The sequence below is a fragment of the Bradyrhizobium sp. USDA 3650 genome (assembly GCF_054057395.1).
This window is the reverse complement of sequence record NZ_JBSRZG010000001.1, coordinates 1,098,021-1,108,666: the sequence shown is the minus strand read 5'-3', so window position 1 is coordinate 1,108,666 and position 10,646 is coordinate 1,098,021. Positions and strand designations below refer to the sequence as shown.

Genomic DNA, 10,646 nt, shown 5'->3' with positions numbered 1-10,646 from the left:
CGATGACCAACGCTTTCACACCCATCGAAATCCTTCGTCCGACCGTCCTCGAGTTCGGCTGCGGCACGATCGCCGCAGCGGCGCGCTTCGCCGAGCGCATTGGCGCCAAACGACCGCTCGTGATTTCCGATCCGTTCAACGCGCGCCGTGTCGACACGCTGGCGCTGCCGGGTGCAGTGAAGGTGTTCGGCGAGGTCAAGCCCGAGCCGGACCTGCCCAATCTCGACAAGGCCGTGGCGATGGCGCGCGACGTCAAACCCGATCTCGTCATCGGCTTCGGTGGTGGCAGTGCGATGGATCTCGCCAAGCTGGTCGCGGTGCTGTGTACCTCCGAGGTAGCCTTTGCCGATATCGTCGGTCCCGAGAAGGTGGCCGGCCGTAGCGTGGCGCTGATGCAGATTCCGACGACGTCGGGCACCGGCAGCGAGGCCGGCACCCGCGCGCTCGTCACCGATCCCGTCAGCCAGAACAAGCAGGCGGTGCAGAGCCGCTTCATGCTGGCGGATATCGCCATCGTCGATCCGGACCTGACGATGACCGTGCCGAAGGACGTCACTGCCGCCACCGGCGTCGATGCTCTGGCGCATTGCGTCGAGGCCTATACCAGCCGCAAGGCGCATCCGGCGATCGACCTCTACGCGCTCGAAGGCGCCCGGCTGGTCGGCCAATATCTCAAGCGCGCGGTCGCCGACGGCGGCGATCGCGAGGCGCGCGCGGGTCTGGCGCTGGCCTCGCTGTACGGCGGCTATTGCCTCGGGCCGGTGAACACGACCGCCGGCCATGCGGTGGCCTATCCGCTCGGCACGCGCCATCATGTGGCGCATGGGCTCGCCTGCGCGGTGATCTTCCCGCATACGCTGGCGTTCAACATGCCGGCAGCCGAGGCGAAGACGGTGGCGGTGCTGGCGGCACTCGGATTGCCGGCGCAGGGCGATGCGAAGGTTGCATTCGAGGCGACTTATGGGTTCTGCAGGAATCTCGGAATCGAGATGCGGCTGTCCGCACTCGGCGTGCCCCGGGACGATCTCGGCGTGATGGCCGGCGAGGCGCACGCAATTCGCCGCCTGCTCGACAACAATCCGCGCGACCTCGGCCGTGATGCGATCCTGAGCATGTACGAGGTCGCGTTCTAGCCATCTCCGCGCACGCGCGCGGCGGCCAATCAACAACAGGAAATGCAGAGGAAACTTCGATGAGATCGATATGGCTTGTTCTTGCCTCGGTCGTGCTGCTGGCGACGTCGCCGGCGAAGGCCCAGGACGGCTATCCGTCCAAGCAGGTGACGGTGATCGTTCCCTTCGCCGCCGGCGGCACCGCGGACATTTTCGCACGTATGGTCTCGAACCATCTGCAACTGAAGTTCGGCAAGCCGTTCGTGGTCGAGAATGTCGGCGGCGCCGGTTCGATCCTTGGCGTGACGCGGCTGGCGAAGTCGGCGCCTGACGGCATCACGCTCGGGCTTGCCAGCACGTCCGCGCTCGCAATCAACCCCACTCTCTACGGACCGAAGCTCAGTTACCAACCGGACAAGGATCTGGCGCCGGTTGCCCAGATCAGCGTGGTGCCCAACGTTCTCGTCGTCAACCCCGACAAGATCAAGGCGCGTACCGTGCCGGAGTTGATCGCCTATCTCAAGGCGAACCCGGACAAGGTCTCGTTCGGCTCGGCCGGCGTCGGCACTTCGCAGCATCTTGCCGGCGAGTTGTTTCAGCAGATGACCGGCACCAGAATGGTGCACGTGCCCTACAAGGGCTCGAGCCAGATGCTGACGGATCTGCTCAGTGGCCAGATCGATCTGGCCTTCGACAACGTGCCGCTGCTGCTGCCGCAGGTGAAGACCGGCCAGCTCGCGATGCTTGCGACCGCAACGCCCAAGCGCGCCGCCTTCGATCCGGAAACGCCCGCGGTCGCCGAATTCCTGCCCGGCTTCGAGGCCGTCGCCTGGCATGGCTTCTTCGTCCCCGCCGCGACGCCGAAGCCGATCGTCGAAAAGCTCTCGGCCGAGATCCGCGCCTTCATGCAGCAGCCGGAGACGGTGCAGAAGATGGCCGAGCTCGGCGCAACCGCGGCTGCAGTGGATTCCGAACCGTTCGCGGCCTACATCGCCGCGGAAGCGGCGCGCTGGAAGAAGGTGATCGAAGCCGCGAACATCAAGTTGGAGTAGGCGTCCGCGGGATCTCCGGGGGAGGCACGCAGCCCATCCACTGCAGCGCTTGCCAGCCCACGGCCGAGCGGGTAGAACGCTGCCACGCCTGAGCCGTGATTTGCGCCGAATGCGCTTCCGGCCTCAGCCGGGCTGTTCAATAAGCCATTGAATTTGTTCGGCTATTCCGTTGGGGAATGGTGTAACGGTAGCACAACAGACTCTGACTCTGTTTGTCTAGGTTCGAATCCTAGTTCCCCAGCCAATTCCGGCGCCTTTCTGTTTCGCCCGCTGCGCCGTCTCGGCGCTACCTCGAATTTTTCCGCGCCGGATTCTTTGCTTTTTTCGCTGCTGATTTCTTTTTCTTCGCTACGGCCTTCTTCGTCTTGGCAGGGTGAAGGGGCGGACGGCCATGAAGGCCGGATTGCTGGCGCCCACCAGCGACAGTTTGGGTGACTGATCCGGCGGCATCTTGGCGCCGATGGCGGTGTGGAAGCGCCGGTAAGATCCCTTGAATGTCCCGCCGTTCCAGACCGCCTTCAGCGTTCCCGTGAACAGGCCGTTGAATGTGCCGTCCTGCGAGAGCTGGTTGTCCTGGCAGCCGGAGATCAGCAGCACCGACGCCTTGATCTTGGAGAAGGCCTCGGAAAGGTCGCGCCGCTTCAGGATCGGATCATAGGTCTTCCTGTTGGCCTGGTAGACGCGCAGCGCCATCTCGTCCGGCATCGCACGATAGATGGTGCCGGGGACGGTGCGTGCCCTAGCCTGATCGCGCGATGCTTTGCTATCTCTTCTTTCTCGTCGCCTTCTTTGTCGCCGGCGCCTGCTTGCGCCCCGTCTTACGCGGCCGCCTGGACGGTGTTTTCGCAGCAGGCCTGGCGGACGCCGCGCCTTGCGAATTGCCCCACGGCACGGGAGCCGCACAGCGAACCTTGGCGCCGACCAGATTCGGCGTCTGGCTGTATCGCATCCGCCTCAGTTTCTCCGTGACCAGCTCGTTGAGCGTCTTGAACGAGGGATTTTCGCCCTTGGCCCTCAGTTCGCGCAGAGTCCCGGCCATGGAGTAGGTGTAGACGCCGCAAGACGTCGCGCCGTCCCGGTATTCGTAGGAGAGCTGCTGCTCCTGACAGGCCTCGAGCAGGATCGGCATGTACGGGCCGAGATGGTCGAGCTCCTTGCGCGTCTTGTCGTAGTCCTTGTCCGGCTTGGTTCGCAGCATCATGGCGCGCCCCAGCCGTTGTGTTGCCCCGTTCTCCCCGAGGAAGTCGGCGCCATTTTTCCTGTCGTTCAGGCTCCTGTTCAGAGGCGTGAAGTCGCGCGGCACCCACATCCGCTCGGCCGCATCCCACTTCAGCGCACGGTGGCGGATGTCGTCTGGAGGGCTCAAGCCCCGGACACGGGGACCGCCGTCGCGCGTCAACCCGCCCGAATGGCAGCAATCGAACATCGCCACGAAATAGCTGTCATAGGGCAGTTGCGAGTACAGCTCGGCGAACTGCCGGTCCAGAATGGCGTGAGCCGGCGACCAGTCGAAATCATAGGGAACGAGACATTCGTCAACGTGATCCGGCTCGCCCTGGATGTTGTAGCGCGGAATCTGGGCGCCGTGTCCCGAATAGAACAGCATGCGCTCGTCACCGTCACGAACGCCGTCGAGCAGCCAATGCAACCGGTCCATGATCCCTTGCGTCGTCGCGCGGTCGTTGAGGACGATGCGGATATCCTCCGGCTCGAAACCGCTCTCCTGAAGCACCGAGCTCATCAGGAACACGTCGTTGACGCAGCCCTCGAGCCTGCTGGCCGGATCGGGGTAGTCGTTGATGCCGATCAGCAGCGCGCGGCGGCCGGGTTTGACCGCAAGGCTCGCCATCTCGCGCGCGGCGCTCACGATCGCACGCGGGGCAGGCGTCGGAACGCCGTCATGCCAGACGGTCGCAATTGTGCTGGTGTGCGACAGGTACCACGTCGCATCGTGATTGAGCGCGTCGTTGGGAACGTCGAAGGACACGATGACCTGCTGATAATTATCCGCACGAATGTCGAGTGGATAGGTCAGCACGTGATCGCCGCGGATTATAGAGGTGATACCATTTCCGGCAGGTCAGGGGCTGAATGCGGCCGGCAAAGACGTCGCGCACCGCGGGGTTGCCGATCTGCGATCCGAAGCTGACGAATATCGCGTCCTTGATCGCGTCGCCGTCGTGCAGGAAGGTGTCGTAGCAGATCAGCGAGCCGAGGCTGTGCGCCAGGACCATGTCGTAGGTCTTGCCCTCGATCTTGTCGAGAATGAGCTGGCGCAGGTCCTTGCGAAGTTGCTCGTCGGTTGACCACTGGGCGATCATGCCTGCGGTCCATTTGATGACGACGGGGATGTCGCCAATGCCGCGTGCGCCGGTCAGGAGGCCGCCGATGCCGTGAACGGCCGCGCTGGCCAGCAGCTTGGCCGAGGCCGCGGCGTAGGTGAGGAGATTGAGCGGCGCCTTGTCGAACAAATCGTCGTAGCGAATGAAATCAATCTCGAGCTGGACTCCCTGGTCGACCTGCTCGACGGCACGCGTGATGGCTTCGGACCAGGACTGCTGAAATCCGGCGTCGATCTCCGCGTGACCGACGCCGTGGACGCAAAGCAACGACAAGCGGGTGCTCATGAAAGCCGCCTTCTCAAATGCAATCTGAAATAGCTATCGTGCGGGCGCAAACGTCAGGGATGATGTCACGGAGCCGCGACCTGTAAATGTGAAGTAGCGCACGAATTGCTCGCGACAGTTTGCCTCACCTTGCCGGTGCCATCACGGGTCGGATCGACGCGCGCTGCATCGTCCTTGGATCACACAACCCAAGGAGATCCGTGATGCCCTATGTCGATGGTTTCGTGCTGGCCGTGCCGAAGGACAACATCGAGGCCTACAAGGCGCTGGCGACAACGGCCTGCGCGATCTGGATGGAGCACGGTGCGCTCGATTATGTCGAATGCATTGGCGACGACGTGCCCTATGGCGAGTTGACCTCGTTTCCGCGCGCGGTGATGGCGAAGGAGGACGAGATCGTGGTGTTCTCATGGATCGTCTATCGCGACCGGGAGACTCGCGACGCCGTCAACAAGAAGGTGATGGTGGACCCGCGGCTGAAGTTGGAGGGCATGCCGTTCGACGGCAAGCGCATGATCTATGGCGGCTTCACGACGCTGCTGAGGGCGAGCGACCTCGTGGAGTGAGGGCGCTGACCCGGCCCACACATCGGTGCTTGCCCATGCAGCAGCATCGTGGTTAGCCGTTTCACTTGCTCTCGCGCGTCACTGTCATCATGCACGACGACCAGAAGCTCGACGGCGACGCCGTCGGCAACGCGCAGATGGCGCGGCAGTGAACGCGCGAAAGAGCTACTTGATCTTGTCGTAGGCCGCCGCGAAATCGCCCAGCGGCATCGGGACCGCGATGGTTTCCTTGGCCATGTTCTGGAAGGAGACCTTGAGCTGCTTGCCCGACCGCAAGGTCGCAAGCAGGTCTGGCGCGATCGGCGTCGATGCGTAGCAGCCGCGGTTCTCGCAGGTCTGGATTGGGAGATCGACCGTCTTGCCGTCGTCGACCTGGAGCTTGGCACCGATGGGAAGGTTGAGGCCAAGCGGCAATTGCAGCAGCGCCACCGGTGTGCGGGTGTCGGGCGCGATGCGGATGTTGATCAGGACGATGGTCTGGCCGGTCTTGGTGAGCACCGCGTTCTGCTCCATCGCGCATTCGAGCGGTGCGTCGCGGCTGACGCTGGTGCAGCGCACGACCCAGCCGGGCTGCTGCGCCGCAGCGCCGTCAGCCTGCGGCTGCGTCGGAGCCGGCTGTGCTGCCGGGGCAGAGGGAGCCGCGCTCTTCTTGGCGCCTTGCTGGGCATGCGCGGCACTCGCCGACAACAGGACAGCGGCGGCAAGGGCGACAAGTCTGGATTGCATGGGCATGGCAAGACCGCGTTGACGTGAACCGAAGGCCTCGCTGTAACGTCGTGAGGCGCGCGGTGCAAGCTGCTACTCGGCAGCTTCCTTAACGCTGCCGTGCTCGACCGTCTCGTCGCCTTCGCCGTCACCCTTACGGCCCCAGCCCGAGAACCAGTTGTTGAGCTCGTCGAGATAGAGATAGACGACCGGCGTGGTGAACAGCGTCAGCGCCTGGCTGACGATCAGACCGCCGACCATGGCGTAGCCGAGCGGCTGGCGAATCTCGGCGCCGGTGCCGTGGCCGAGCATCAGCGGCACGCCGCCGAGCAGCGCAGCCATCGTCGTCATCATGATCGGACGGAAGCGCAACAGCGCTGCCTGCCGGATCGATTCCGCCGGCGTCTTGTGCTCGTCGCGCTCCGCGGCGATGGCGAAGTCCACCATCATGATGCCGTTCTTCTTCACGATGCCGATCAGCAGAATGACTCCGATCAAAGCAATGAGGCTGAACTCGAAGCCGGCCGCCATCAGGATCGCGAGAGCGCCGACGCCGGCCGAGGGCAGGGTCGACAGAATCGTGATCGGATGGATGTAGCTCTCGTAGAGGATGCCGAGGATCAGATAGACCACGACCAGCGCGGCGAGGATGAGGAGCGGCACGGTGCCCAGCGACTGCTGGAACGCCTGTGCCGTGCCCTGGAAGCTCGAATTGAGCGTCGGCGGCGCGCCGAGATCGGCCATTGCCTTCTGCACGGCCTCGGTGGCCTGGCCGAGCGCAACGCCCTGGGCGAGGTTGAAGCTGATCGTGATTGCCGGGAACTGGCCCTGGTGGCTGATCGAGAGCGGGCGCACCGGATCGGTGCTCCAGGTCGCGAAGGTCGACAGCGGCACCTGGTCGCCGGTCAGCGGAGATTTCAGGTAGAGCTTGTTCAGGCTCTCGAGGCTGCCCTGCATCTCCGGCAGGATCTCGAGGATCACCTTGTAGGTGTTGAGCTGGGTGAAATACTGCGTGACCTGGCGCTGTCCGAAGGCGTCATACAGCGTGTCGTCGATCAGCTGCGGCTGGATGCCGTAACGCGCAGCCGTGTCGCGGTTGATCTTGAGCTGAACCGTGGTGCCCTGGGTCTGCTGGTCGGTCGCGACGTCGCGCAGTTGCGGCAAGGTCTGCATCTTGGCAAGGATCTTCGGCGCCCAATCGTTGAGCTCGGCGAGATCGGCGTCCTGCAGGGTGAACTCGAACTGGGTGCGCGTCGGCCGGCCGCCGAGCCGGACGTCCTGGGCCGCCTGCATGTAGAGGCGGGCGCCGGACACCTTCTCGAGCTTGGGACGCAGCCGCGCGATGATCTGCTGTGCGGAGGCATTGCGGACGCTGAGCGGTTTCAGCGTGATGAACATGTTGCCGTTGTTGCCCGCGCGGCCGCTGCCGCCGATGTTCATTGCGATCGTTGCGACGTCGGGATCGTCCATCACGATCTTGCCAAGTTCGACCTGGCGGCGCTGCATCTCCGCGAATGAGATGTCCTGGGAGGCTTCCGAGGTCGCGGTGATCAGGCCGACGTCCTGTTGCGGGAAGAACCCTTTCGGGATCAGGACGAACAGATAGATCGACAGGGCAAGGGTCGCGAAGAAGATCGTGAGCGTCGTGCGGCGCCAGCTCAGGGCATGGTCGAGCACCCATTCATAGCCGCGCAGCATCGCATCGAAGCCGCGCTCGCTCCACTGGTAGAACTTGCCGTGGGTGACCTCGCCATGGGCGCGCAGGAAGCGCGAGGCCATCATCGGCGTCAGGGTGAGAGACACGAACATCGAGACGAAGATCGTCATCGCCAGCACGACGGCGAATTCCCGGAACAGGCGTCCGATGATGCCGCCCATCAGCAGCAGCGGAATCAGCACCGCGACCAGCGAGATGCTGATCGACACGATGGTGAAGCCGATTTCCTTCGAGCCCTTGAAGGCGGCCGCCATCGGCGATTCGCCTTCCTCGATGTAGCGCGTGATGTTCTCCAGCATCACAATGGCGTCGTCGACGACGAAGCCGACCGCGATGGTGAGGGCCATCAGCGACAGATTGTCGAGCGAATAGCCGACGACCCACATCAAGGCGCACGCGCCCAGCAGCGCCAGCGGCACCGTGATGGTGGGAATGACGGTCGCCCAGAAACTGCGCAGGAAAATGAAGATGACCATGACCACCAGCGCAATGGTCAGCAGCAGCGTGAACTGGACGTCCTCGACCGCGGCGCGGATTGTCGTGGTGCGGTCGCTGATGAGCTCGATCTTGATCGCGGGCGGGATCGCGGCCACGAGGCGAGGCAAGGTAGCCTTGATCCGGTCGACAGTCTCGATGACGTTGGCGCCCGGCTGCTTGAATATCACCAGGAACACGCCGCGCTTGCCGTTGGCCCAGGCCGCCTGCTTGGCGTCCTCGGCGCCGCTGACCGCCTGGCCGACATCGCGGATTCGCAAGGGACCGCCATTGCGGTAAGCGATGATGACGTCGTTCCAGTCCTTGGCCTGGGTGAGCTGGTCGTTGGCGTAGATCGTGTAGGCGCGCTTCGGACCGTCGATGTTACCCTTCGGGCTGTCGACCGTGGTGATCGCGATCTGGCTGCGCACGTCCTCCATCGACAGGCCCTTGGCGACGAGTTTCGCCGGGTCGATCTGGATGCGGATGGACGGTTTCTGCTGGCCGCCGATGAAGACCTGCGCCACGCCGGAGAGCTGGCTGATCTGCTGAGCGAGCTGGGCGTCGACCGCGTCGCTCACACTCGTCAGCGGCAATGTCTCGGAGGTCGCCGACAGCAGCAGGATCGGAGCGTCGGCCGGGTTGACCTTGCGGTAGGTCGGTGGCGAGGGCAGGTTCTTCGGCAGCTGACCGCTCGCGGCGTTGATGGCGCCCTGCACGTCGTTGGCGGCGCCGTCGATGCTGCGGTTGAGATCGAACTGGATGGTGATCGACGCGGTGCCCAGATAGCTCGTCGAGGTCATCTGGGCGATGCCCGGGATCTGGGCGAATTGCCGTTCGAGCGGCTGGGCCACCGACGAGGCCATGGTCTCGGGGCTGCCGCCCGGCAGATTGGCGGTGATCTGGATGGTCGGGAAGTCCACCTGCGGCAGGGGCGCGACGGGCAGCAGAGGATAGGCGACGAGACCGACGAAGAGAATGCCGGCCATCAGCAGCGAGGTGCCGATGGGATAACGGATGAAAGGTGCCGAAATCCCGCCCGCGTTCATTCCTGTCGAACCTTGTTCTGGGCCGGATCCGTACTCGCCACGGCCGTGGAGACGAGGCTTCCGGGCTGGACCTTGAATTGGCCCCCGGTGATCACCTGCTGCCCGGGCGTCAGCCCTTCGTCGACGACCGAACGTCCATCAATCGCGTAGCTGACCTTGATCTTGTGCACCTCGGCCTTGTTGTCCTGATTGACGGTATAGGCGTAGAGGCCGTTGGTGGAGTGCTGGACCGCGTCATCCGGGACAACGGTCGCATCCTTCAGAGTGCGCACCAGCAGGCGCGTCGACACAGACTGCCCGGGCCACAGCGCGTGGTCCTTGTTGTCGAACACCGCCTTGAGCCGGATCGTGCCGCTGCTGGTGTCGACCTGGTTGTTGATGACGGCGAGCTTGCCCTCGGCCAGTGTCTTCTTGCCGTCGGTGGTGAAGGCGATCACCCTGAGCGCGCCGGCCTTCTGGCCCTCGCTGATATAGGGCAGCTGGTCTTCCGGCGCGGTGAAGATCACCGAGATCGGCTCGACCTGCGAGATCGTGACGATGCCGGTCTGCGTCGAGGAATTGACGATGTTGCCGACGTCGACCTGGCGCAGGCCCGCGACGCCGGTGATCGGCGCCTTGACCTGGGTGTAGTCGAGCTGGGTCTGCGCGTTGGAGATCGAAGCTTCGTCGGCGGCGATCTGTGCGGTGAGCTGGGCGACCGTGGAGCGCTGGGTGTCGACCCGCTGGGCGGTGGCGAATTCGCCGAGTTTCATGGCGCGCTGGAGCTCGAGATTGGCGTTGGCCAGATTTGCCTCGTCCTGCGCCTTCTTGGCCTTGGCCTGGTCGAGCGTGGCCTGATAGGGGCGGGGATCGATCGAGGCGAGAAGCTCGCCTTCCTTGACGATCTGGCCTTCGGTGAAGGCGATCTTGTCGATCTGGCCATCCACCCGGGTCCGGACTTGGACGGTGTTGAAGCCCGCAACCGTGCCGAGACCGGTCAGGTAAACCGGAAAGTCCACCTTCTGGACCGGGGAAACGCTCACGGGGACGGCGGGCGGGCGCTGCGGCCCCTTCTGTGCGGTCTGGGTTTTTCCGGCGTCGGGCGCGCCGAATTTCTGCCAACCATAGTAACCCGCGGAGGCCACGGCCGCGATGATCAGAATCCAGAGGATCGGCCGGGACTTTTTCATATCGTCTCGTGTCGGCTCTTATGCCTTAAGCTACGAATTATGAGGCAATCATAGGGTTCCAGGGCGCTTGTATAATACACGCCAAGTTCCAGTGTAAACAGCACTATCGGCTGAGAATCCTAAACAATTGGAAAGCTTTGCACTGCCTAGGCAGCTCCGTGTCACTACGGTGTGC

General features: G+C 63.9%; 9 protein-coding genes and 1 tRNA gene. 4 read left to right on the top strand and 6 right to left on the bottom strand.

The window, feature by feature from the left end; all coding sequences use genetic code 11:
- Positions 1-2: 2 nt before the first annotated feature.
- The 3 genes from ACVIN2_RS05505 (at position 3) to ACVIN2_RS05495 (ending at position 2,408) form a co-directional block, all read left to right on the top strand.
- The gene (locus tag ACVIN2_RS05505) at positions 3-1,133 is read left to right on the top strand and encodes an iron-containing alcohol dehydrogenase (RefSeq protein WP_456764792.1); all 1,131 of its coding nucleotides are present in this window, start codon (positions 3-5) and stop codon (positions 1,131-1,133) included.
- A gap of 59 nt (positions 1,134-1,192) precedes the next feature.
- Positions 1,193-2,164: a Bug family tripartite tricarboxylate transporter substrate binding protein gene (locus ACVIN2_RS05500; RefSeq protein WP_456764791.1), complete on the top strand. Its 972-nt coding sequence runs from the start codon at positions 1,193-1,195 to the stop codon at positions 2,162-2,164.
- 170 nt (positions 2,165-2,334) lie between these two features.
- A tRNA-Gln gene (locus tag ACVIN2_RS05495) sits at positions 2,335-2,408 on the top strand.
- A gap of 104 nt (positions 2,409-2,512) precedes the next feature.
- Here the strand turns inward: ACVIN2_RS05495 and ACVIN2_RS05490 are convergent.
- From ACVIN2_RS05490 to ACVIN2_RS05480, 3 genes are read right to left on the bottom strand one after another with little or no spacing between them, the layout of a single operon-like run.
- Positions 2,513-3,013 (bottom strand): CocE/NonD family hydrolase, encoded by a 501-nt coding sequence (locus ACVIN2_RS05490; protein ID WP_456769651.1) that lies wholly within the window; start codon positions 3,011-3,013, stop codon positions 2,513-2,515.
- Positions 2,928-4,202: a caspase family protein gene (locus ACVIN2_RS05485; RefSeq protein ID WP_456764790.1), complete on the bottom strand. Its 1,275-nt coding sequence runs from the start codon at positions 4,200-4,202 to the stop codon at positions 2,928-2,930. Before ACVIN2_RS05485 ends, ACVIN2_RS05490 begins: the two co-directional genes overlap by 86 nt.
- A complete protein-coding gene (locus ACVIN2_RS05480) occupies positions 4,168-4,791 on the bottom strand; it encodes a hypothetical protein (protein WP_456764789.1) in 624 nt (207 codons plus the stop codon). Before ACVIN2_RS05480 ends, ACVIN2_RS05485 begins: the two co-directional genes overlap by 35 nt.
- Positions 4,792-4,994: 203 nt before the next feature.
- On the opposite strand from ACVIN2_RS05480, the gene ACVIN2_RS05475 reads away from it, so the two are divergent.
- Complete coding sequence (locus ACVIN2_RS05475) at positions 4,995-5,357, top strand: DUF1428 domain-containing protein (protein ID WP_456764788.1); 363 nt, start codon at positions 4,995-4,997, stop codon at positions 5,355-5,357.
- Positions 5,358-5,522: 165 nt separating this feature from the next.
- Here ACVIN2_RS05475 and ACVIN2_RS05470 read toward each other — a convergent pair whose 3' ends face one another.
- From ACVIN2_RS05470 to ACVIN2_RS05460, 3 genes are all read right to left on the bottom strand, one after another.
- Complete coding sequence (locus ACVIN2_RS05470; RefSeq protein ID WP_456764787.1) at positions 5,523-6,089, bottom strand: invasion associated locus B family protein; 567 nt, start codon at positions 6,087-6,089, stop codon at positions 5,523-5,525.
- A gap of 66 nt (positions 6,090-6,155) precedes the next feature.
- Positions 6,156-9,302, bottom strand: a complete 3,147-nt coding sequence (locus ACVIN2_RS05465; protein ID WP_456764786.1) for an efflux RND transporter permease subunit — start codon at positions 9,300-9,302, stop codon at positions 6,156-6,158.
- Positions 9,299-10,471 carry an efflux RND transporter periplasmic adaptor subunit gene (locus ACVIN2_RS05460; RefSeq protein WP_456764785.1) on the bottom strand — a complete coding sequence of 391 codons (1,173 nt, stop codon included), beginning with the start codon at positions 10,469-10,471 and terminating at the stop codon, positions 9,299-9,301. Before ACVIN2_RS05460 ends, ACVIN2_RS05465 begins: the two co-directional genes overlap by 4 nt.
- Between the last annotated feature and the right edge of the window lie 175 nt (positions 10,472-10,646).

Excerpts from the sequence above, each read along its gene's own strand:
- ACVIN2_RS05470 (WP_456764787.1), bottom strand. The coding sequence starts at position 6,089 with ATGCCCATGCAATCCAGACTTGTCGCCCTTGCCGCCGCTGTCCTGTTG.
- ACVIN2_RS05480 (WP_456764789.1), bottom strand. The coding sequence starts at position 4,791 with ATGAGCACCCGCTTGTCGTTGCTTTGCGTCCACGGCGTCGGTCACGCG.
- ACVIN2_RS05500 (WP_456764791.1), top strand. The coding sequence starts at position 1,193 with ATGAGATCGATATGGCTTGTTCTTGCCTCGGTCGTGCTGCTGGCGACG.
- ACVIN2_RS05475 (WP_456764788.1), top strand. The coding sequence starts at position 4,995 with ATGCCCTATGTCGATGGTTTCGTGCTGGCCGTGCCGAAGGACAACATC.
- ACVIN2_RS05465 (WP_456764786.1), bottom strand. The coding sequence starts at position 9,302 with ATGAACGCGGGCGGGATTTCGGCACCTTTCATCCGTTATCCCATCGGC.
- ACVIN2_RS05460 (WP_456764785.1), bottom strand. The coding sequence starts at position 10,471 with ATGAAAAAGTCCCGGCCGATCCTCTGGATTCTGATCATCGCGGCCGTG.
- ACVIN2_RS05505 (WP_456764792.1), top strand. The coding sequence starts at position 3 with ATGACCAACGCTTTCACACCCATCGAAATCCTTCGTCCGACCGTCCTC.